Source organism: Planctomycetota bacterium, from assembly GCA_035384565.1.
Classification (GTDB): Bacteria; Planctomycetota; PUPC01; order DSUN01; family DSUN01; genus DAOOIT01.
In genome coordinates this window covers 1-21,151 of record DAOOIT010000052.1, presented here as the reverse complement: position 1 = coordinate 21,151, position 21,151 = coordinate 1, and the positions used below count along the sequence as shown (strand labels likewise).

Sequence of the window (21,151 nt, the reverse complement as noted above, 5' to 3'; positions counted from 1 at the left end):
GCGGCTCACGGGGTCGCCGCCCCAAGCCATGCCGCACCGCACGCAAGTCTAGCAAATGCCCCCGGCGGATTCAAGATGCCGGGCGAAAAAACCTGCGTCTCGCGCGTCCACGCGGGCGGCCCGCCGCGCTCCCATGGCAAGAATGCCGCCAGAGATGCCAACGCCCCTGGACGTGGCATTCTTGGGGCCGACACGCTGCTCCTCGACCCCCGCTCCATCCTGTATCACTCCCCATCCTCCGGCCGAGTGATACAGCATGCCGGAGCCGCGAGAATCGCCAATACTCGCCTGTCTACCCATACTGTATCACTTCCTCCCCCTCTCAGGTGATACAGCATGGGGCGGGCAGGGCATCGGGCATCCTTCTCCCCGCCGCATTCTGGCCGGCTTCGTATGAAGACCGCCTAAAGGCTGCACTCCCAGCAGGTTATGAACTCGTTCGGAGTCCCGCCTTCAGGCGGTCTTGCCCCTGGACCGGACCCAATGAAGAGCGGCGTTCCGCGCCGCAGTCCGAGAGGCTCGCGCATTCCCTCCGGCAGCCCCGATTGCCCTGCCCCCCCGTTTCCTTGTCGCTCTTCTGCACTCCGGAGAGGGAGAATGACAGGGGAATGATGGCAGAAGCCACGCCGGGCCGCGACCGCGGAGCACGCGGATTGCCGCAGCCAGCCGTGTGGCACAGCCGCCGTCGGCTGTGCCCTCGGGCAGGGTATTGTGGGCGGCGTGTCCACACGCCGCGTTACGCGGGATGGGGACATCCCGCCCACAACATGACGACATCACAGCCGAGGGCGGCTGTGCCACACAGAGGAAGGCTACTTCATCGGCGGCTCGAAGACATCAAAGGCGGCAATGGCCACGGGGCCAGTGCCGTCGGCGACGAGCTTGATGCTGTGCGGGGCGTTGGGGAGGGCCTGGGCAAGGGTGAGGCGGAACCTGGCTTTGTCGCCCTTGAACTCGACCCGGCCGACGGTGGGGCGAGTGACGTCGAAGGTCCACTTGTCGCCGGCCTTGTTGCTCTCGGGCTGCCGCCAGAACTCGGGCTCGAGGATGATCTGGCCGCTCTTGCTGGTGAAGGGCTTTCTGTTATTCCCCGTGCCATCGGACCCTGTGAGGCTGCCGACCAGTTCGTAGTCGCCCGCGTCGTTGGTCATCGTGAGGGTCCAGCTCTGGGGCACGACGTTGCTGCCCAGCGTGAGGCGGTGGGGCGAGCGGTCGCGCGGCGGGTTGGGCGGCAAGGGGGCGTTCTTCGCGTCGGGCTGGATGTAGCTGGCCTGGAACACGGGAACCTCGGCCGCAGGCTTGCCGTCGAGCCACACCTCGGCGCGGCCGCCGTCGGGACTCCGCCAGCCGATGAGGTCAATGCGGCTGCCCGTGAAGCTGACCTCGATGGCCGCGCCCTTCTCCTTCGCGGTGACCGAGCCGTCCCCCTTCTCCCAGGCGCCCGCGAGCTTCACGTCGGGCGAGGCCGCGGCATCGAGGCGCCGCTCGCGCGTGCGCGGGTCGTAAGCAAACTTGGCGGGGCGGTTGAAGTGCCGGGCGATGTTCATGTTCGTCATCAGCGAGGCATAGGCGTTCTCGTGCACGGCGTCGGCGAGGAGGTCCTTGATGCCGAGCTTGTGGGCGAGCATGTATTCGGTCATTTCGCGGCGGCTCTCGACGAGTTCGACGCCGTGCTTCTCGCACACGGCGCGGAGCTTCGGAATGTCCTGATGGCTGCATGGCAGGTCGGGGTCGGGCCACTGCTTCTCGTGGGGAAGACACCAGTGGATGGTGCCGACGAGGATGTCGGCGGTCGTGCCCTGCCGCAGGTCCACGATGAGCTGTTCGAGGTCGTCCACCTTCCCGAAGTTGTAGAGGATCACCACGTCGGGCTGCTCGGGGATGACCAGGTGGCGCGCCCAGCCGCGCGTGAGGTGGTAAGGCGTCGAGTTGCCGGCGAAGCGTTTGTAGACCACTTTCGGCATGTTCGGGAAGCGCGGCTTGAGCAGCTCGATGAGCGTCGAACCATCGCCGAGGCCGTTCGTGAAGCTCGACCCGATGGCCCAGATGAGGAGTGGGCGCTCGGGGTCGAAGCCCTTTTCGAGTTTCTCGATGGTCAGCGCCATGTTTGCCCCATCGGTGGGCCGTGGCGGGGCCTGGTACTCGGGCGCGCCCTGGGGCGGTGTGGGGCGCGCGCCGGCCGAAGCGTCGGCGGCGAGAACGACAACGGCGAGGGCGACAGTCAGGGCGAAGCTGGAGTTCATCGGGACGGGCTCCTCATGGTGCTTCTCGGGCGGAAGGGCCACTCGCGGTAGGATACTCTTCGTGTGGCCGCGACGCAAGACGGCCTGGTTGCCCGCCCTTCCTCTCGTCCCTACGTTCTGCGTGGGGACGTCCTCTTGGCCGCTCCGCGGCCCGTGCCTATTCCTCGCCCCTGCGCTCTGCGTGGGGACGAGAAGAGAGGGTGCGAGAGGGGGTGTGGGCCATTTCTGTAGGTCGCTTCTGCTGCGGATTCTCGTAGCGACAAGCGTCCCGCTTGTCGAACGGCTGAAGAGAGCCGCAAGCGGGACGCTCGCGGCTACCTCTGCCGCGAGCCTTCCCCTGTTCCGAGGATTCTCGCATCAGAAACCAACTACGATTCCGGCCCGCACCCGCGCGAGAGGCGCCCGGTTGATCGCGCGGGCCGGGCGCAGTAGAATCCGCCGGCGCGGGAGGAGGTTGTTGATGGAAGGAGTGCCGCCATGCCCGATCCCCTGCCCAAGCCCGCTCTGTGCAAGGTGGGCCGCGCCCAGGAGGCCATCACGCCCCAGATCGGCGTGTCGCTCGCCGGCTACTTCCACGACCGTCGGGCCGAGTTCATCCGCGACGACCTGTTCGCCAAGGCGATGGTGATCGAGTCGGGCGGCACCCGCCTCGCCCTCGTGTCGCTCGACCTCATCAGCGTGTCGGGCGACGTAGCGGATTCAGCGAAGGACATCATCCGCCGCGAGAGCGGCCTCCCGCCCGACCACGTGCTCATCTGCGCCACCCACACCCACACGGGGCCCGAGCTGCGCGAGAACGCCGTCGTGCGCACCTGCCCGCAATTCGTCGGCCTCCTGCCCCGCCGCATCGCCGATGCGGTGAAGCGCGCGGCCGACTCGCTCGTGCCCGCCACGCTGCGGGCCGGGGCGGCCAGCGTCGAGGGCTGTTCGTTCAACCGCCTGTTCCGGCTCAAGGACGGCAGCGAGGTCTTCGGCCGCAGCGCCCAGGCCATCGGCCCCGCCGGGCCGATTGACCCGCAGCTCCAGACCCTGAGCGCCGTGGACGAGAAGGGCAATCTCCTCGCCCTCGCCGTGAACTTCGCGCTCCACCCCGACGTGATCGGCGGCGGGACGGCCAATTTCGTGTCGGCCGACTGGCCCGGCGAGATCGGCCGCAACATCGCGGCCGTCTACGGCAAGGACGTGGTGGCGCTGCACCTCCAAGGCACCTGCGGCGACATCAACCACGCGCCCCACGACCCCACGAACCTGCCGCGCGGCGGACCGGCCAAGGCCGTGCAACTCGGCCGCGCCCTCGCCGGCGCCGCCATGCTCGCCATGGAGCGCGCCGAGCCGATGACGGCCATCCCCCTCGCCTCGACCATCGAGACCCTCGCCATCCCCTACTACACCCGCGACGCCAAGCTCCTCGCCGAGGTGGCCGAACTCAAGAGAAAGGCCAACCCCTCCCCGTTCGACAAGTACCTGATCGAGCGCTGCGAGAGCTGGCCCCACGACGGGAAGACCGCCGACGTGCCGGTGCAGGTCATGCGGATCGGCGACATAGGGCTCGTGGCCTTGCCCGCCGAAATCTTCGTGCGCATCGGGCTCGACATCAAGCACTGGTCCCCCTTCCGCCAGACGTTCGTCGTCGAGCTCGCCAACGCCCGCGCCTCCACCTACGTGCCCACCACCGACCAGGCCGAGCGGGGCGCCTACGGCGCCAAGCCGATTCTTTCGCGCTGGCTGTGCGCCGACGCCGGCCGCCGCATGGCCGACGCCGCGCTCGTGATGCTGCACAAGCTGGCCCAGCCCGTGACCGGTCGTTGACAACGGCCCCGTGACGGCCTAGAATGCCATTCGGTCGAGGCGGGGCGCGTGAGGTGAGCACTCGATAGCACGCGAGAGAGGCCGAGCATGGCCCGGCCACCGAAGGAATGGCTCGAACAGGCTGACTATGACATGGGCACGGCGGAGGACATGTTCAGCGCCGGACGGTACTTCTATGCCGTGTTCATGTGCCATCTGGCCATCGAAAAGGCGCTCAAGGGAGCCTACGCGGCTAAGCTTGCCAAGGACCCGCCGAAGACACATAGCCTCGTTGGCCTGCTGAAGGATATGGGCCTGTCGCCTCCGCCCGATGTTGGCCATTTCATCGTGCGGCTGAGCCAGGCAAGCGTCGTCACAAGATATCCCGAGAAGCTTGCTTCCCTCAAGAAGGCCTACGGCCGCACCAGGACAGCAAGCGTCCTCGCACACGGCAGAGAGGCCCTGACGTGGATAAGAGGTCAGTTCTAGCCATCATCCGCCGCTTCCGCCGCGCCCTGGAGAAGCGGGGCGTTGAGGCGCCCCGCATCGTCCTATTCGGCTCCTGGGCGAACGGCACCGCGCACCCAGGCAGCGACATTGACCTCGTCGTCATCTCCGAGACCTTTCAGGGCAAGGGCTACTGGGAGCGGATTGACATCCTCACCGACGCCGTCTACGAGCTGTTCGAGCCCATCGAGGCCGTTGCCTTCACCCCCGAGGAATGGGAGCGCGGCGACTCCCTCATCGCCGACCTCGCCCGCGCGGGCGAGGCGCAGGAATAGGCGGCTGTCCCGAATGGCACCGAATGGCACGTGCCGCGCCAGACCGTTGACAACCGTTCCGTGGTAGACTAGAATAGCAGTTGAGCGAGGCACCAAGATGAGCGGGTTAGAAGCACTCCAGTCGGTCCAGTTCGCCACAATCAAGGGGAAGCGATTCGCCGTCGTGAGCGCTGACGATTGGGAAGCGCTCATCGAGTGGCTCGAGACCCTTGAGGACACCCAGGTGATCCAGCAGGCCATTGCCGAACTCCGCGCCGCCGGCGGCGACCGCAAGAAGGCCGGCTGGCTTGAATGGGCCGAGGTGGCGGGCGAGATCGAGTGAGCGCCTACGCCGTCTACATCAGACCCCCGGCCTTGCGCGAGCTCAAGAACCTACCGGGCCACGTCCGACAGAGGGCCAGGCGTGCCGTGGATGGCTTGGCCGCCAATCCTCGGCCGTCGGGTAGCAGGAGGCTCCGCCTGCCACGTCTCGACTTGAGCGTGTGGCGGCTCAGACTGGACAAGTGGCGCATCCTCTACGCTATCAGCGAAGCCGACAAGGCGGTGGACGTGCTCGCCGTTCGCACCCGGCCGCCGTACGACTACGGCGACCTGGGGCGCCTCCTGTCTGGGCTTTGACAGGGCAGGACTCCGAGCGCAGCAAGCACATCGAGTTCGGGAGACCCCCCCAATGAAGTATCCTAGTTCCCGGAGGCAGTTTCTGAAGACCACAGCGGCAGGTGTGGCACTGACCGCCGCCAGCTACGGCCGCGTGCTCGGGGCCAATGACCGCATCGCCCTCGGCCTCATCGGCTGCGGCAGCCGCGGCGTTGGAGCCCACATGGCCGGCGTCCACAAGCACGACAGAGACCAGAACGTGGAGTTCGTGGCCGTGGCCGATCCCTGGCGGCCGGCACGGGAACGGGCGGCGGCAGTGGCGAAGGAATGGTACGGCCGCGAGCCGAAGCAGTGCGTCTCCTACCGCGACGTGGTGGCGCTCAAGGAGGTTGACGCAGTGATGATCGCCTCCTGCGACCACCAGCACACGACCCACCTCGAGGCCGCGGCGAAGGCGGGGAAAGACGTCTACATCGAGAAGCCGCTGGCGATGACGCTCGAGTCGCTCAAGGCCGCCTGCGACGCGGCGAAGGCGGCGAACATCGTCGTGCAGATCGGCACGCAACTCCGCAGCTTCCCCAGCTTCACGGGCTGCCGCGAGCTGTTCAAGACGGGCGTTCTCGGCAAAGTCTCGCGGATCGAGCAGTGCCGCAACGGCGCCCGCCCCTACTGGTACGGCTACCTGAAGGACGCGAAGGAGGCGGACGTGGACTGGCGGGAGTTCCTGATGGACCGCCCGATGCGGCCGTTCAGCGCCGTGCAGTTCACGGGCTGGTATGGGTTCCGCGAGTTCTCCGACGGCCCGGTGCCCGGCCTGGGGAGCCACTTCATTGACCTCGTGCACTACATCACGGGCGCGAAGTTCCCCACCAGCGCCGTGTGCCACGGCGGAACGTTCACCTGGAAGGATGAGCACGCCTTCACCTGCCCCGACCAGGTGGAGGCCACGTGGACCTATCCCGAGGGCTTCCTGGTCCACTACTCGACGAACTTCGGGAACGGCGGCGGCAACAGCTTCCGCATCTTCGGCGACGAGGGCGTGATGAACATGGTGGACTGGAACAAGCCCACCGTGTCGGGCGAGGGCGCGGCGAAGAAGGGCGCGCTGGACAAGGAGACGCCCGTCGCCCCCGTCGAGCGTCCCGATCACTTCCTCGACTGGCTCCAGTGCCTGCGCAGCCGCAAGGCGCCCAACGCCCCGCTGGAGGCGGGCTACCAACACGCAGTCGCCGCGATCCTGGCGATGCGGGCATTCGATTCAGGGCGGCGGCAGGTCTACGACGCCGAGAAGCGCGAGATTCGCGAGGGGTAGCGCGCCGTGCCGCCGCGGCAAAGAAGACAGCCTGAGTGGGCGACCAGCGCGCCACTCAGGCTGCTCGCTTTCCACTGCCTCGACCCGGCGCATCCTCCCCGCGGCGCCGGCGGGCCGTCACTTCTCACCTGCTCACTGGTTGCGCGGCGGGCGCGGCACGCCCACGCTGTAGGCATTCAGCTTGCCGTCTTCCTCGCGATAGTAAACCGAGAGGGCCTTGGGCAGCGTGACCTCGAGGTCCTTGTCGCCCTCGTCGGGCTTGATCGTGACGAGGACCTTCTCGCCGTCGAGCTTGGCCGACACGAACTTGCCCTTGACCACCACGGTGCCCTCACGGGCCGGGAAGTCGCGGCCGGCGGCCCGACGGATGCTGGTGGCCTGCTTCACGCCCTCCTTCTCGGCGTACGTGACCTTCACGTCCACGGTCATCTCGTACGTCTTCTTGCCGGCGTCTCCGCCGAGGTCAATCTGCCACTTCACGACCTCGCCTGCGATTTCGGCCGAGACAAAGGCGCCTGCCGCGGCGTTCGGGCGCTGCTTCTGACCCTCGCCGGCCACGGCCGCGCCGGCCAGAACGATCGCCAGACCGACAACGAGATACGCCCTCATGGAGCGCTCCTCCTTGCCCCGTTGGGGTAGTACCGTGGTCCTCTGCACCGGGGGCGCGGGCACAGGGGCTCAACTGACCAATAGGACTCCGCAGACTGCGTCCTTGCTGCGAGCGGCGGCCGCTCAGCCGCCGAGGCACCAGGGCGCGGTGTTCACGGGCTCCAGCTTGCCGCTATCGGCCGAGCGCAGGCCCGCATCGAGGATGGCCTGCGCGTTGAGGTTGAACCCCGCGTCGAGCGTCGCGTGCACAGGGTCGCCGGTCTCCAGATGATGGATGAACTCGTAGGCGATGTTGTGCCGGCCCTTGGGCAGGGGGTACGGGTGGTGGATACGCGTCTTGCCCCCGCTGCCGTGCTCTTCGCGCACCTGCTGGCCTTCGCCCTTCCTGGACTTCTCGATGACGAGGACGCCCGTGGTGCCGTAGATGATCGGCCCGTAGGGCACGCCATGGTCCCACGTGGTCCACGAGCCCTCGAAGAGGCCCATCGCGCCGGGGAAGCGGACGATCATGGCCCCGTTGTCATCGGCGTCGCCGAACGGGCTGTTGAGGTTGCCGCGCAGGCCGACAGCGGCGACGGCCATTTCGCCGATCACCCAGTAGCTGAACATGGCGCCGTAGCAGCAGTAGTCGAGCATGGCCCCGCCGCCGGTGTGGATGTAGTGCCACCAGGTGGCGCCCAGCTCGGTGGGGGTGAGAGGGGCGGCCTCATCGGTCACGCCCTCGTGCTTGGCGCCCGAGCCGAGCGGGCCGGTGTGGCCGCCGCGCCACTTGATCTCGAGCACGTGGCCGATCGCTCCGTCGTCCACCAGGGCCTTCGCCTTGCGCGAGGCGGGGCTCCAGGTCATCGGCCAGTTCACCAGCATCGTGGTGCCGGCGGCCCGCACGGCGCGCACCATGCGGCAGGCGTCGGCCATCGTCATGGCCATCGGCTTCTCGACGCACACGTGCACCCCCGCCGCGGCGCAGGCCTCCACCACCTCGGGGTGCTTGGCGTTCTCGGAGCAGCAGACGATGATGTCGAACTCCTCCTTCGCCAGCATCTCGCGGTAGTCGTCATAGGCTCGGGGCACGCCGAAGTCCTTCAGCGCGTGCTTGAGGTTCCAGCCGCGCGTGTACGGCCCCTCGCGCAGCTCGGGCCGGTCGGGCACCGTGTCGGCGCAGCCGACGAGCTTGACCTGCGGGTGCTGGGCGAACAGCCCCAGCACGTTGTTGATGTGCATGTGGGCGAAGCCGATGGCGCCCACGCGATAGGTCCTGGCCTTCTTGCCCACGGTCATTCTCCTAACCCAGGGGCCATGCGGGTGCCGGAGAGGGATGAATGGATGAGTGCATGAATGACCGAGGAGGCAAGTTCTGCCCAGTCATCCATCCATCCAACCCTCCATTCATCCTCTCCATCTACGCCACTGCAATCTCTCTGCCCGTTGCGGCCGATTCGTACAGAGCATCGAGGGTCCGGATGACGCTGAGCACCTGCTCGCGGGTGACCAGGAGCTTCGCCTCGCCGCGAATCACCTTGACGAAGTGTTCCGCCTCCTCCCAGTGGCCGCTGAAGGCCACGTTGCGGCCGGCCGGCACCTGGGGCGTCACGTTGACCTGGTAGCTGCCCAGGTTGGTGACGAGCGTGAGCGGCTCGAGCACGAGGCCGCCTGTGGTGCCGAGGATCGTGGTGTTGCCGGTGTTCTGGGGGATGTTGGCCGCCCAGCTCGTCTTGAAGGCCACGGCGGCGCCGCCCTCGAGGCGGATGAAGCCGGCCGCCATGTCCTCGACGTCGAAGTCGCGGTAGTTGTAGGGCCGCGGCGTGAGCACGCCCATGGGCGCGCCGCTGTCGGCGAGCGACGTGGCGAGGCCCTCGTCGCGGTTGCCGATCTTGGTGTAGGCCGCGCCGCTGACGGCGAGCACCTTGGGGCTGCCCATGAGCCAGAAGAGCAGGTCAATGGCGTGCACGCCCAGGTCGTAGATCGGCCCGCCCGCCGAGTGCTCCTTCATGTGGAACTGGCCCCAGGTGGGGATGCCGCGGCGGCGCAGGAAGTAGGTCTCCGCGAAGTACATCTCGCCCAGGCGGCCCGACTCGCAGATCTCCTTGGCCGCGCGCGACTTCTCGGAGAAACGCGCGCTCTGGCCGACGAAGAGCACCCGCCGCGCGGCCTCGGCGGCGTCGAACATCGCCGCGGCGTCGGCGTGCGAGGTCGCCACCGGCTTCTCGCACAGCACGTGGGCGCCCGCCTTCAGCGCCGCGATGGTCTGCTCCTTGTGGTAGCAGTTGGGCGTGCACACCGACACGATGTCGAGCTTCTGCTCCTGGAGCATCCTGCGCCAGTCGCCGTAGGCGTGCTTGGCCCCGTAGCTCTTCGCCACCAGTTGCGCGCGGTCGGGCAGGATGTCGGCCACCGCCGTCAGTTCCACGTCCTCCGCCAGGTTCTTCCACGCCGGGATGTGGCCTGAGACGGCGATCATCCCCGTGCCGATCACGCCCACTTTGAGCTTCTTCCTGGCCATAGGCGTCTCCTCTCGTTCCTGCGATGCGCGCCTCAGGGCTGGCTGGGGGTTGGCGCCGGCTCCCAGTTCACCACGAGGACAGGGTTGCGGAACTCGGCGTGCTCGGGGATGATGTGGAAGCGCGGGGTGCCCAGCATCTTGCCTGCCTCCTTCTTCCACATCACCACCGCCACCCGGCGCGGCGAGGCCACGGCCGCCGCCACGTCGTCGAACGTTTCCAGCACGGGGATCTTCTCGCGCCGGGTGAAGAGGTTCACAATCCCCCCATAGTCTGTCGCGTGCAGATACAGCTCATCGGCCGCCCCGAGATACGGCGCCATCTCGGCAACAAGGCGGCGCTCTGCCTTGAACTCGTCCATCGCCCCGAGGGCCACCAGGTCGAAGGACAGCGCCACCGTGGCCATCGCGGCCAGCAGCGTGGCGGCCCGTCGGCGCTCCCCGTCGCCCCGTCGCAGCAGGCGGAGCCCGCCCAGGGCGCAGGCGGCCACCACCGCTCCGGCCGCGGCGGCCAGGCCCCGCCGAGCCGGCGTGGTCTGCGCCGTAACCAGAGCAGGCCCGCGGGCGTCCTTCGTCAGCGCCTGCGCCAGCAGGGCCGGCTTGGCCGCCACCGTCCACAGCCCCGCCGCGAGCGACAGCATGACGACGAACGAGCCCCCCCACGCCGCCGCATTCAGCCGCGACCAGGTCACGCCCTCCCCCGCCGCACGCCCGATGTGCCGCCCGCACGCCAGCGCCGCCGCGGGCACCAGCGGCAGCACGTAGCGCTCGCCCTTGCCCGCCACCGCCGAATAGGCCACGAACAGCACCACGAACCACATCACGGGCAGCCGCGCCTCCCGGCCGCCGGCCCGCCACGCCCCCGCCAGGGCCAGCGGCAGCACGAGCGACCACGGAAAGAAGTACAGCGGCCAGCGGAGCAGGTAGTAGTAGAACGGCTCCTCGTGCGACATCGTGCCGCTCACCCGCCGCGCCGCCTGCTCGACCACCAGATAGCGAAAGTACTCCTTCCCGCCCGCCACCATCGCGGGCACGAGCCACGCCGCCACGAGGGCCGCGAACAGCCCCGCCCCGGCCAAGTGCCACCACCCGCCCCCGCGCACGCTCTTGCGGTACGCCAGGGCGTACGCCAGCACCACCAGGCCGGCGCCGACGAGAACCACGGGGCCTTTGATCAGCGCGCCCAGCGCCAGCGACGCATAGAACCCCAGCCACGCCGCTCCCGCCCGCCGCCCCGCGCCCTCCAGCCCCTCGTAGCCGCAGTTCACCGCCGCCAGAATGGCCAGCAACAGCAGCGAATCGAGAATCCCCGCCCGCGCCACCCCGATGAACAGGAGGCACGACGCCATCACCAGCGCCGCCCAGAGGCCCTCGGCCGCGCCATAGAGCCGCCGTCCGAGGCGATGCGTGAGCAGCAGCGCCCCCAGTCCGGCCGCGGCGGCCACCACACGCCCCGCGTTCACCCCGAAGAGGGGCCAGACCGCCGCCGTGAGCCAGAAGAACACCGGCGGCTTCTCGGCGTACAGCGTCCCGTTGAGGTGCGGAACGATGTAGTCGCCCGACACGATCATCTCGCGGGCCACCTCGGCGAACCGCGTCTCGTCGGGCCCCCACACGTCGCGCAGGAAGAGCTGAGGCACGAGCACCACGGCGCCCAGCGCCAGGATGAGGGCAACGCGGCGCGCCCGCACTGCTGCGGCAGGCATGGCTTGGGCGTCACAGGGCATGCGCTCTCGCCTCCGGTTCGTCAGAATCATACCGGGATTGGCCCGCCGCCGCAAGAGGGGCGTTCGTCCCTGTTCCGGCGCTTCGCCCTTCTGCTCTCCCTGCCCCGCGCTCCGCGCAGGGATGCCGCCCAACCCAAGCCGGTGCTTCGCACACGCACTCCAAAGGTTCACGCATGCGCTGCGATGCTCACGCTCATCGCGTGCGACAGCCTCTCGGAGTGCGGCGCGGAGCGCCCCTCTGGATGGCAGTTCTCAACCCTGCGCTCCGTGGGGCGCGAGGAGGACGGGGCAGCAGAAGACCGCCTGAAGGCGGGATTGCGCGCCCCTGGCTCGATGGGGGCAAGGGGGCTGTTTCATCCGGCCTCGTCTACGGCTTCGCGGGCAAGCTGAACCCACCGGGCCAAGCGCTCGGGCTGGTTGTTGAGGGTGTGGACGTCCTTCATCACGAGTTCGATGCGGCAGCCGCGAGCCACGTCGAGGGTGCGGCGCAGGTCGGCACGAATCGCGTCCTCGTCGAATCGCTCGGTGCTGATGAGCGAGGGGTTGGGCTTGCGGGAGTAGACGATCTCGGCGCCGCACTCGCGGGCCATCACCTCCTCGTCGGCCCAGGGCGACACGGAGATGCGGGCGAGGTTGGGCAGCTTCTTGAGCACGTGGATGCGGCTGTGGACGGGCTCGCAGCAGCCGTAGTAGCACTTGCCGAAATGCTCGGCAAGGCTGAGCTGGTAGGGGAAGATGAACTCGGCGAAAAGGTCGGGGCCGACGCCCACGGTCTCCTGCGATTCGAGGAGCACCCACTGGTCGCGGGTGCGCACGGGGTCGCCGGGCAGCCAGTCGGGCTGGGGCAGGTCACGGGTGTAGCCCATCGAGCCGGAGCCGATGTAGTCATTGCGGTTGTTGAGGCACAGCAGCCCCTCGCGCTCGAGCCACTTGGCGTAGGCGAGGTGGTCGTCGTGCAGGAACGCCATGAGGCGGTGGAGGCCCTGGGGGTCGTCGAACATGAAGAGCATGAGGTTCTCGAGGCCGATCAGTTCGATGGCGGGCCAGGTCATGCCGAGAGTCCACCAGTAGGCCCCGCGGATGTGGACGGGCAGGAGGCCGGCGAAGACGGCCTCGAGCCGCTCGCGGGCGGCCCACGTGGCCTGGCGGTCCACCGAGAAGGTGCGGGGGCGGAGCCTGGCGAAGTCGGCGTCGAGGTTCTTCAACGGCGCGTCCCAACGGCGCGCGCCCAGGACGCCGTCGAAGGCCGCATGGTGGTGGGTGGCCTGGACGCCGTACTCGCTGGCCTTGACGTGCCAGCCGCAGGTGAGGTAGGGCTCGACCACGTGGTCATCGCGGAGGGTTTGGAACTGGTAGATTTCGGCGCGGAGGCCGCGCTCGAGGCCGCGTGCCCAATCGCCTTCGCATGCGAGCAGAGAGTCGGGCAGCGGGGGGTTCGGGTCGCGGATGCCGCCGTATTCGGCGAGGACCATGGGGCGGCCGCCGGGGCCGGCGTCGTGCCTGTACCAGGCCTCGCGGCGTTCGAGGTTGGCGGGGTCGTGGGCGATTTCGAGCTTGCGCGCGGCGAGGCGGCGCAGCGTGCTCACGTCGCGTCTGCTGGGCTTCGTTGGCTCAGGCATGTGCCTCTCCCTGCACCTTCCCCTGCCTTTCAGCGGCTCCGGCCGAGCTGTTGCTGGCGGCGGAGCAGGCGGCGGTAGAGGAACGGCATGTAGTCGCGGATGAAGGCATTGATTCGGCGGAGGCGCGCGGTCCAGCGGGCCAGGCGCTCGACGTTGGCCGCGGCCCGAGGGTCGCCCGGGCCGGCGGCGATGAGCGGGGCTGCCACGTCGGGCCCGATGGCGGGCAGCAGCTCGGTGATCAGCACGCGCCAGAAGCGCGGCGTGGTGTAGCCGCCTTCCTTCGTGGGCATGAGCATGGCATCGTAGGCGTCGGTCGCAAAGCGGCCGAGCATTCCGTCGTGCGCGGCCCGCTCGTAGAGGGGCGTGCGCGGGAACGGCGTGAGCGAAAGGGCGACGACGCCCCAGTTGGGCCGCGGCAGCGCGTTGAGGGTCTGGGCCACTTCGCGCAGGTCCTCCTCCCTTTCGTACGGGTTGTCTATGATCACATCCACGGAGAGGTGCAGGCCGGCGTCGAGCACGGCGCGGGCCGCCTTGAGAAACGACGCCTTGTCCTCGGGTCTCTTGTAGAGCGTGCGGTTGATGCGGGAGGAGCCCTCGAGGCCCATGGTCACGTACTCGAGCCCGCCGCTCTTCAGCAGCTCGAGGCGCTCGGGGGTGACGAACTTGGGGATCATGCGGACGATGAAGGGCAGCCCGACCTCCGCCTTCATGCGGCGGCAGAAGTCCTTGACCCAATCCTCGGGGCCGTAGAAGAAGGCGTCGTCCTGGACGTTGATGCCGGCGATCTCGGGGTGCTGGGCGCGCAGGTGTTTCAGTTCACCGATCACGCGGTCCACGCTCGCGCGGCGGATCGCCCCGGTGTCCACGCGGCAGCAGTAGGCGCACTTGTAGGGGCAGCCGCGCGAGGTGATGAGGTCGTAGTACTGGCCATGCCAGTCGGCGAACCGGCGGTGGACGCGCCACGTGTAGGGCCGCAGGCGGCCCCTGAGCAGCACCCTGTCGTGGCCGAAGCGGAAGATCGGATAGGGAAGCGAGTCGAGGTCCACCCGTTGCGCCGCATCCTGGGGGTTGGCCACGACGGTGCCGTTGCGCCGCCAGACGAGGCCGGGGATGGCGGCGGGCTCGGCGCCCTCGAAAAGCATCTTGAGGGGGAGTTCGCCCGGCCCCTGCACGGCGAAGTCGGCGCCCTGGACCAGCGCCTCCTCGGGGCAGAGCGTAGCGTGAACGCCACCCGCGAGGATGATGCCCTTGAAACCCGCCTCACGGAGGCTCTGCACCAGCAGGCGGTAGGGCTTGAGGGTGGCCGTCATCAGGTACATGCCGAAGTGGGTCACGCCCTCGCGCCGCAGGAAGCGCGCGATCTGGCGCGTCTCGGAGCGGCGGAAGATGAGCGGCCTGCCCGCGGTGGCCAGCGGCTTCACCAGCACCAGCAGCGTGGTGCGCACGCCCAGCGACTCGGCGTAGGCGCCGCGCATGCGGATGGTGAGCGCCCGCACGCCATCCTCGATGCAGGCGAGAACCAGGTGCCTGGAGCCGGCGGGGGCGGGCGTCACGGGGCCTCCTGCTCCGGTCCGCTGCGCGGCTCGTCGGGCGACGGCGGCTCGGCCTGGGCCGCGCACTCCGCGCAGTGCTCGTGGGTCGTGAAGTGCTCGACCCAGTGGGAGCCGCGCAGTTCGGGGAGGATGCGCCCTTCGGGGAGAATGTGCTCCTTGAGCAGGCGATAGGCGTCGCGCGCCGTGAAGTGCTCGCAGACGTCCAACGCCACACCGAAGAGGGCGAGTTGCCCGAGCACGGCCTTGAGCTGGACCTCGGCCTGCCGCTCGCTCAGTTCGTCCGGCTCGGGCAGCGGGCCGAGGGCGTCGAGCAGGGAACCGACCGGCTCGCCGGGGCTGTTCTCGATGGCGTCGTCCATCAGCTCCATCTGTCGGAGGAACTCGTCCTCGGCCTGGCCGTCGCCTTGGGAGAACAGGCCATAGGGATCGTCGGGCTCGGCGTCGGAGTCCCCGCCCCTGCATGCCTCGCCGCAGGAGTGGGCGTAAGGGCCTGGCTCAGGCGAGGCATGGGATGCGCTCCCCTCCCCCAGCAACTCGGCGGGGGGCTCCGGGGGCCGGTCGTCGGCGGAGACGCCGGGGATCGTCGCGAAGTCCACGTACTCCAGGATCGGGTCCACCAGTTCGACGACCACGCGGCCGTTCTGGCTGTACCACTCCAGATAGAGGCAGCGGACCCAACGGAAGGGGGGCGGCTCGCCGCCCTTGCACCGGTGGCACAGTTCGTGGGCCGAGCAGTCGGCGATCTTGACCTTGCGGGCGGCGGTCATGTCGCCCGTGGGGCCGATCTGCTGTGCGGCGAGCCTGGGGGGCTCGAGGGCGAGGAGGCGGGCCAGCTCATCGGGGTCGGGCTCGCCGCCGGCCTCGGCGCGCGGGCCGCGGCTCTCGAAGCGGATGTGCCAGCCGGCCAGGTCGGGGCCGCAGTTGCCCGTGAGCTGGAGCGACAGAGGCGTCTCGACCCCGCGCAGCTTCAGCCAGCCGTGGGTCGAGAAGCGCCGGGTGTTGATCAGTTCGCCGCACTCGACGAAGTCGTTCAGACGGTAGGCCACGGTTCATCTCCTGGGCGGGGCGCCCACGGCGAGCAGGCCCTGTTCGTCGAGGGGGTAGTCGCCGAGGCAGGTTTCGACGACGAGGACGTAGCGCCGCCCCGCGCGGTTGGGGGTGGAGGCGTAGGCGGGGTTCTCGATCGCCATCGTGCCGAGGATGCGGTCCTTCGGGCCGGAGCCGGGCAGGCCGGCGTCGGCCTCCGTGAGGAGTTCCAGGTACTCGTCGTAGTACTCGGGGCGGATGAGGAGGAGGTCGCGGGGCTTGCCGTCGCGCTGGAAGCGGACGGCGGCGACGGCCTCGGCGTCCCAGTTGAGGAAGTTATTGAGCTCGCGGTCGGCGGGGTCGGGCTTGGCGATGGCCCTTGCTCCGGCGGGGGCCGCGCCGACGTCCAGGAAGAAGAGGTCGCCCTTGGCGGTCAGGTCGGCGAGGCCGGTGATCTTCCGCAGGTCGGCCTCGGTGAGGGTGGGGAGCAGCTCGATGTAGTCGTCCTTCACCTCCGCCCACTTGTAGTGGGGGCCGGCCTTGGGCGGCTGGTAGAGGGGCACGAGTTGGGAGGGCGGCTTGTTGTCGTACTTCAGGCCCTCGACGGGTCGGTTGTCGAAGGTTGTGATGCCCACGGAGAAGCCCCAGCCGCCCCCGCCGCGCTCGCTCTTGACGAGGAGGCGGTTCCAGCCGGCCTCGAGCTTGGCGGTGTTGCAGACCATGTCGGTGCGGTTGGCGTCCTCCCACTTGGCGCAGGCGTAGTAGCGGCCTGCGTGAATCTTGCGGCCGTTGAGCCAGAGGGCGGCGGTGTCGTTGCAGCCGAGCCAGAGGCGCGTTTCCTGCTTCTTCGGCGAGAAGATGAAGGTCTGAGCGTAGGCGATGCACTTGTCGGGCGCCTTGGGGAAGGCGGCCAGGAGGTCCACGAAGTCGGCCTTGCTCTCGAGGGGCGTCCAGGCGGCGCCGGCCGGCCCGGCAATCATCGCGGCCTCTTTGGAACTGGCCAGCTTGTTGAGCAGGCGTGCGTCCTTGGCGGGCGGCTCAGGCGGCGCGGTGAGTTCGGCGAGGCCCCAGGTCTTGATGTGGTTGCCGGCGAGCTCGGGCGCGGCGGCCTCGTGGCGGCGGTATTCGGCGGGGTTGATGTAGTAGTGCATGGCCGAGCGGTGGCCGCAGCCCATGTTCACGATCGGCTGCTTGCCGCAGCCGTCGGAGTCGTGGGTGACGGGGAAGCCGGGCACCTGCTCGCCGAAGATGCACACCCAGTCGAACTCGTGGTTCCACTCGTGGAGGAAGACCTCCCAGCCGCGGGTGGGGCCGATCTGCGCGCCGCCGGAGCCGGCGACCCCGCAGTCAACTCCGCCCGCGTGGCTGCTGCCGTACTCTGCGACGCCGATGGAGTAGTCATACATGCCGCGGACAGGGATTTCGGAGTCTGGCGGCAGGAAGAGCCACCCCGACTGCATCACCCAGTCGGCGGAGCCCGGCCCCCAGAAGCGGTAGGTGGTGCGCATCTTCCAGGCGCCGCGGGAGGCGCCGTAGGTCATCTGCTCGACGATGCGCCAGTCGCGGAAGAGGGCCTCGAGGCTGCCGAGGGAGAGCTCGCCGCAGATGTCCTTCACGGCCCGCGTGTTGATGGCCACCAGCACGTCGGCCACCTGGGTGTCGGGGCGGTTGTAGAGGGCGCCCGCGCGCTCGAAGAGGGGGGCGTAGGTCTCCACCGGCAGGCGGTTGTACTCCATCGCCTCAGCGAGGCGATAGGTGGCATCGGGGTCGGCGGGGCGGCAGGCGACGGCCTTCTGGAACTCGTCGAGCGCCTCCTCCCAGAAGCCGTTGGCGCCCGCGTAGAGGCCGAGCGCGTAGTGGGCCTTGAAGCTCTCGTCGCGGGGCCGGGACGCCCCGCCTACAGCCAGGGCATCGGCGGCCTTGCGGAACGCCGTCAGGCGGAGCATGCGGCGAGCGAGACGGGCGAGGTCCGTCTTCGGCTCGGCCGCGCCCTTCTGGAACGCGGCCCCCGCCGCCTCGTAGTCGCCCTCGCCCAGCGCCGCGATGCCAGTGAGATAGGCGTCCTTGGAGTCAGCTCCCTCCTTGCGGGCAACGGCGCCCAGGCGCTCGTCGCCGAGCACCTCCCAGTCCCGCGTGATGAAGAAGGTGTACTCGGAGGAGAGCAGCGGCGCTTCGCTTGACACGCTGACTGCGACCTCGTGCTTCATCGCCTTGCCGTCGGGCGTCCTGAGGACGTTGACTGGAACGGCGTAGCACACGTCCACCCATCGGCGGTCGCCCTTGAACTGGGGGATGGGCCAGGGGGCGAGCTCCTTGTCGTCAATCTTCAGCGAGAGCGTGGCGGCCGGCTGGCGGGCGTCCCATCGGCGCCGGATGACGAGGGCGCCGGGGGCCGGCCCGCCGCGGTAGGTGGCGATGCGGACGCGGAAGCGCTCGAGCTTCACCTCGCGCGCCGTGGCGGCGACCTTTCGGCCGCTGGCGTAGGGGAGCTCGATGCGCGTGGCCGCGGTGGCGTCGGACCAGTAGCGCGCCGCGGCCTCCGAGCGCTCGTCGCCCACGGCAATGCGGCCGCTGGGAATCCAGTCGAACTCCCGCGAGGCCTGCCCTCGCGCGACCGAGGTCAGGAGAGACGACGCAACGACGAAGAGCACGAACGTGCGCATGGGGTTCTCCTTCCAGGCCTATGGTATCAGAGCGGACCCGCCGGGGCAACTGGCGCAAGACCACACGGACCAACACGAACAGACACGGACCGGCGGGCGCTGAGGAGCGCTCTGACGGTCCGTGTATGTCCGTGTATGTCCGTGTATGTCCGTGCATGCCCGTGTGAGGGCCGGGGCAGCGCAAGTCGGCCTTGAAGTCAAGGCGGCGTCATGCCACAATACCAGCGGTTGGTGCCGTCGGACACCCCTATGGCTACAGGATGTGTGGCATGGATGAACTCGTCGCACGGGTCAACGGCTTCCTCGAGCTCGTGAGCGGCTACCTGTGGGGCTGGCCCATGGTGGCGCTGCTGCTGGGCACGCACGTGTTCTTCACGATCCGGCTGAGGTTCATCCAGCGCTACACGGGGCTCGCGATCAAGCTGTCGTTCCGCCGGGACGGCCAGAGCGAGGGCGACGTGAGCCAGTTCGGCGCGCTCACGACGGCGCTGGCGGCGACGATCGGCACGGGCAACATCGTGGGCGTGGCCACAGCCGTGTCGCTGGGCGGGCCGGGCGCCGTGCTCTGGTGCTGGCTCACGGGCGTGTTCGGCATCGCCACGAAGTACGCCGAGGCGCTGCTGGGCGTGAAGTACCGCGTGAAGACGGCCAGCGGCACGATGCTGGGCGGGCCGATGTACGCCCTCGAACGCGGCCTGGGGATGAAGTGGCTCGGGGTGCTCTTCGCCATTTTCACGGCCCTCGCCGCCTTCGGCATCGGCAACCTGGTGCAGTCGAACGCCATCGCCAAGCTCACGGGCCGGACCTTCGGCCTCTCCCCGTGGGCGACGGGCGCCGCGCTCACGGCGCTGGTGGGCCTGGTGATCCTGGGCGGCATCCGCTGGATCGCGCGGGTGTGCGAGGGCATCGTGCCGTTCATGGCGGTCTTCTACGTGGCCGGCTGCCTCGTCATCCTGTGCACCAACCTCTCAACCCTGCCGGACACGCTGTGGCTGATCGTGCGTTCGGCCTTCACCGGCCAGGCCGCGGCCGGCGGCTTCGCGGGGGCGAGCGTGAGCGCCGCGGTCCGCTGGGGCGTGGCGCGCGGGCTGTTCTCGAACGAGTCGGGCCTCGGCTCGGCGCCCATCGTCGCCGCCGCCGCGCAGACCCGCAACCCCGTGCGGCAGGCCCTCGTGTCGTCCACGGGCACCTTCTGGGACACCGTGGTCGTGTGCGCGCTCACGGGCCTCGTGCTGGTGAACACGGGCGTGTGGAACCACCCGACGGCGGCCGGCGAGGCCGGCGTGCAGCTCACGCGCGAGGCATTCGACTCGGTGCACAGCATCGGCCCCGTCGTGCTGACGGTGGGCCTGCTGACCTTCGTGTTCACCACCATCATCGGCTGGGAGTACTACGGAGAGCGGGCGGCGGAGTATCTGCTGGGCAGGGCCGTTATCTGGCCCTACCGCCTGGCCTGGGTGGTAGCCGTGCTGGTGGGGGCCGTCGTGAGCGTGCCGGTCGTGTGGAACTTCGCCGACGTGGCGAACGCGCTGATGGCCATCCCCAACCTCGTCGCGCTGCTGCTCCTCCACAAGGTCATCGTCGCCGAGACCGAGCGCTACCTCTGGTCCGGCCACATCGAGGAGGAAGAGGCCAGGAACGCCACCGCACGCTGAGCCCCCTTACCAATCCGCCACCGAGCCGTCCTCGTGCCACAGGCGGGGCGTCTCCCACGAGCCGTCGTAGAGCTTCTCGGCTACCGCCGCCTCGTCCACCTCGATGCCCAGGCCGGGGCCGGTGGGCACGTCCACGTAGCCGTCCTTCACCACGAAGGGCTGCTGGAGGTAGCCTTCGCCCAGGCACACCTGCTCCTGGCACAGGAAGTTCGGCGTGCAGGCGTCCACCTGGAGGCCCGCGGCAAGGGAGATGGGGCCGAGGGGGCAGTGCGGAGCGATCGCGGCGTAGTGGGCCTCGGCCATCGCGGCGATCTTACGCACCTCCAGGATGCCGCCCGCGTGCGAGAGGTCGGGCTGGAGGATGGCCGCGGCCTGCTTCTCGAGCACCTCGCGGAAGCCCCATTTCGTGAACAGGCGCTCGCCCGTCGCGATCGGCACGCTCGTGGACCGCGCCACGCGCGCCATCGCGTCCACGTTCTCCGGCAGGCACGGCTCCTCGATGAACATCGGCGAGAACGGCTCCAGAGCCTTGGCGAGCTGGATTGCCATCGCGGGGCCGACGCGGCCGTGGAAGTCGAGGCCGATGTCCACCCCCTTCCCCACCGCCTCGCGCAGTGCGGCCACGCGGGCCACGACCCCCTCGACGAAGGCGGGGCCTTCGACGAAGCGCGCGGCGCCGAAGGGGCAGGTCTTCACCGCCGTGAACCCGCGCTCGAGGGCCTTCTTGCCCGACGCGGCATAGGCGTCGGCGCTCTCGCCGCCAACATGGGCGTAAACGCGAATCCTGTCGCGAACGGCGCCCCCGAGGAGTTGGTAGACAGGCACGCTGAGGGACTTTCCCGTGATGTCCCACATCGCCTGCTCGATGCCGCTGAGCGCGCTCACGAGCACGGGGCCGCCGCGATAGAAGCCGCCGCGGTAGAGCGCCTGCCAGTGGTGCTCGATGCGGCGCGGGTCCTGGCCGATGAGGTAGCGGCCCATCTCGGCCACGCAGGCCGCCACCGTGCGCGACCAGCCCTCGACGATCGGCTCGCCCCAGCCCACCAGCCCCGCGTCGGTGTGCATCTTCAAGAACACCCA

The 21,151-nt window shown here is 69.2% G+C and carries 17 protein-coding genes; 7 read left to right on the top strand and 10 right to left on the bottom strand.

Annotation, left to right across the window (positions count from 1 at the left end; translation table 11 throughout):
• Positions 1-812 precede the first annotated feature (812 nt).
• Positions 813-2,243: an SGNH/GDSL hydrolase family protein gene (locus PLE19_17585; GenBank protein HPD16765.1), complete on the bottom strand. Its 1,431-nt coding sequence runs from the start codon at positions 2,241-2,243 to the stop codon at positions 813-815.
• A 477-nt stretch (positions 2,244-2,720) separates the two neighbouring features.
• Here PLE19_17585 and PLE19_17580 point away from each other — a divergent pair, with 477 nt between their 5' ends.
• From PLE19_17580 to PLE19_17555, 6 genes are all read left to right on the top strand, one after another.
• Positions 2,721-4,052: a hypothetical protein gene (locus PLE19_17580; protein HPD16764.1), complete on the top strand. Its 1,332-nt coding sequence runs from the start codon at positions 2,721-2,723 to the stop codon at positions 4,050-4,052.
• Between the two features lie 87 nt (positions 4,053-4,139).
• Positions 4,140-4,520 carry a HEPN domain-containing protein gene (locus PLE19_17575; GenBank protein HPD16763.1) on the top strand — a complete coding sequence of 127 codons (381 nt, stop codon included), beginning with the start codon at positions 4,140-4,142 and terminating at the stop codon, positions 4,518-4,520.
• Positions 4,499-4,813 carry a nucleotidyltransferase domain-containing protein gene (locus tag PLE19_17570; GenBank protein HPD16762.1) on the top strand — a complete coding sequence of 105 codons (315 nt, stop codon included), beginning with the start codon at positions 4,499-4,501 and terminating at the stop codon, positions 4,811-4,813. The genes PLE19_17575 and PLE19_17570 overlap by 22 nt, the downstream gene beginning before the upstream one ends.
• A 97-nt stretch (positions 4,814-4,910) precedes the next feature.
• On the top strand, positions 4,911-5,135 hold the full coding sequence (locus PLE19_17565; protein ID HPD16761.1) for a hypothetical protein: 225 nt from the start codon (positions 4,911-4,913) through the stop codon (positions 5,133-5,135).
• Positions 5,105-5,431: a type II toxin-antitoxin system RelE/ParE family toxin gene (locus PLE19_17560; GenBank protein HPD16760.1), complete on the top strand. Its 327-nt coding sequence runs from the start codon at positions 5,105-5,107 to the stop codon at positions 5,429-5,431. The genes PLE19_17565 and PLE19_17560 overlap by 31 nt, the downstream gene beginning before the upstream one ends.
• A gap of 52 nt (positions 5,432-5,483) precedes the next feature.
• A complete protein-coding gene (locus PLE19_17555) occupies positions 5,484-6,722 on the top strand; it encodes a Gfo/Idh/MocA family oxidoreductase (GenBank protein ID HPD16759.1) in 1,239 nt (412 codons plus the stop codon).
• Positions 6,723-6,854: 132 nt separating this feature from the next.
• Here PLE19_17555 and PLE19_17550 read toward each other — a convergent pair whose 3' ends face one another.
• The 8 genes from PLE19_17550 to PLE19_17515 all read right to left on the bottom strand — a co-directional run bounded on the left by PLE19_17550 (position 6,855) and on the right by PLE19_17515 (position 18,416).
• Entirely contained in the window at positions 6,855-7,331 is a 477-nt protein-coding gene (locus tag PLE19_17550) for a hypothetical protein (protein HPD16758.1), read from the bottom strand.
• A 123-nt stretch (positions 7,332-7,454) separates the two neighbouring features.
• Entirely contained in the window at positions 7,455-8,603 is a 1,149-nt protein-coding gene (locus PLE19_17545; GenBank protein HPD16757.1) for a Gfo/Idh/MocA family oxidoreductase, read from the bottom strand.
• Positions 8,604-8,730: 127 nt separating this feature from the next.
• Positions 8,731-9,831, bottom strand: a complete 1,101-nt coding sequence (locus tag PLE19_17540; GenBank protein ID HPD16756.1) for a Gfo/Idh/MocA family oxidoreductase — start codon at positions 9,829-9,831, stop codon at positions 8,731-8,733.
• A 32-nt stretch (positions 9,832-9,863) separates the two neighbouring features.
• The gene (locus PLE19_17535) at positions 9,864-11,555 is read right to left on the bottom strand and encodes a glycosyltransferase family 39 protein (GenBank protein ID HPD16755.1); all 1,692 of its coding nucleotides are present in this window, start codon (positions 11,553-11,555) and stop codon (positions 9,864-9,866) included.
• Positions 11,556-11,908: 353 nt separating this feature from the next.
• Positions 11,909-13,174: a hypothetical protein gene (locus PLE19_17530; GenBank protein HPD16754.1), complete on the bottom strand. Its 1,266-nt coding sequence runs from the start codon at positions 13,172-13,174 to the stop codon at positions 11,909-11,911.
• A 29-nt stretch (positions 13,175-13,203) separates the two neighbouring features.
• Entirely contained in the window at positions 13,204-14,727 is a 1,524-nt protein-coding gene (locus PLE19_17525; GenBank protein ID HPD16753.1) for a radical SAM protein, read from the bottom strand.
• Entirely contained in the window at positions 14,724-15,773 is a 1,050-nt protein-coding gene (locus PLE19_17520; GenBank protein HPD16752.1) for a hypothetical protein, read from the bottom strand. Before PLE19_17520 ends, PLE19_17525 begins: the two co-directional genes overlap by 4 nt.
• A 3-nt stretch (positions 15,774-15,776) precedes the next feature.
• Positions 15,777-18,416, bottom strand: a complete 2,640-nt coding sequence (locus tag PLE19_17515) for a hypothetical protein (GenBank protein HPD16751.1) — start codon at positions 18,414-18,416, stop codon at positions 15,777-15,779.
• 269 nt (positions 18,417-18,685) lie between these two features.
• On the opposite strand from PLE19_17515, the gene PLE19_17510 reads away from it, so the two are divergent.
• On the top strand, positions 18,686-20,071 hold the full coding sequence (locus PLE19_17510) for a sodium:alanine symporter family protein (GenBank protein HPD16750.1): 1,386 nt from the start codon (positions 18,686-18,688) through the stop codon (positions 20,069-20,071).
• 6 nt (positions 20,072-20,077) lie between these two features.
• Here PLE19_17510 and dgoD read toward each other — a convergent pair.
• A partial coding sequence (gene dgoD, locus PLE19_17505) for a galactonate dehydratase (protein ID HPD16749.1) occupies positions 20,078-21,151 on the bottom strand: 1,074 nt, incomplete at its 5' end.

What these genes read in the sequence shown, in the direction of transcription:
- PLE19_17585 (HPD16765.1), bottom strand. Translation starts at nt 2,243, where the DNA reads ATGAACTCCAGCTTCGCCCTGACTGTCGCCCTCGCCGTTGTCGTTCTC.
- PLE19_17580 (HPD16764.1), top strand. Translation starts at nt 2,721, where the DNA reads ATGCCCGATCCCCTGCCCAAGCCCGCTCTGTGCAAGGTGGGCCGCGCC.
- PLE19_17575 (HPD16763.1), top strand. Translation starts at nt 4,140, where the DNA reads ATGGCCCGGCCACCGAAGGAATGGCTCGAACAGGCTGACTATGACATG.
- PLE19_17565 (HPD16761.1), top strand. Translation starts at nt 4,911, where the DNA reads ATGAGCGGGTTAGAAGCACTCCAGTCGGTCCAGTTCGCCACAATCAAG.
- PLE19_17560 (HPD16760.1), top strand. Translation starts at nt 5,105, where the DNA reads ATGGGCCGAGGTGGCGGGCGAGATCGAGTGAGCGCCTACGCCGTCTAC.
- PLE19_17555 (HPD16759.1), top strand. Translation starts at nt 5,484, where the DNA reads ATGAAGTATCCTAGTTCCCGGAGGCAGTTTCTGAAGACCACAGCGGCA.
- PLE19_17550 (HPD16758.1), bottom strand. Translation starts at nt 7,331, where the DNA reads ATGAGGGCGTATCTCGTTGTCGGTCTGGCGATCGTTCTGGCCGGCGCG.
- PLE19_17540 (HPD16756.1), bottom strand. Translation starts at nt 9,831, where the DNA reads ATGGCCAGGAAGAAGCTCAAAGTGGGCGTGATCGGCACGGGGATGATC.
- PLE19_17535 (HPD16755.1), bottom strand. Translation starts at nt 11,555, where the DNA reads ATGCCCTGTGACGCCCAAGCCATGCCTGCCGCAGCAGTGCGGGCGCGC.
- PLE19_17530 (HPD16754.1), bottom strand. Translation starts at nt 13,174, where the DNA reads ATGCCTGAGCCAACGAAGCCCAGCAGACGCGACGTGAGCACGCTGCGC.
- PLE19_17515 (HPD16751.1), bottom strand. Translation starts at nt 18,416, where the DNA reads ATGCGCACGTTCGTGCTCTTCGTCGTTGCGTCGTCTCTCCTGACCTCG.
- PLE19_17510 (HPD16750.1), top strand. Translation starts at nt 18,686, where the DNA reads ATGGATGAACTCGTCGCACGGGTCAACGGCTTCCTCGAGCTCGTGAGC.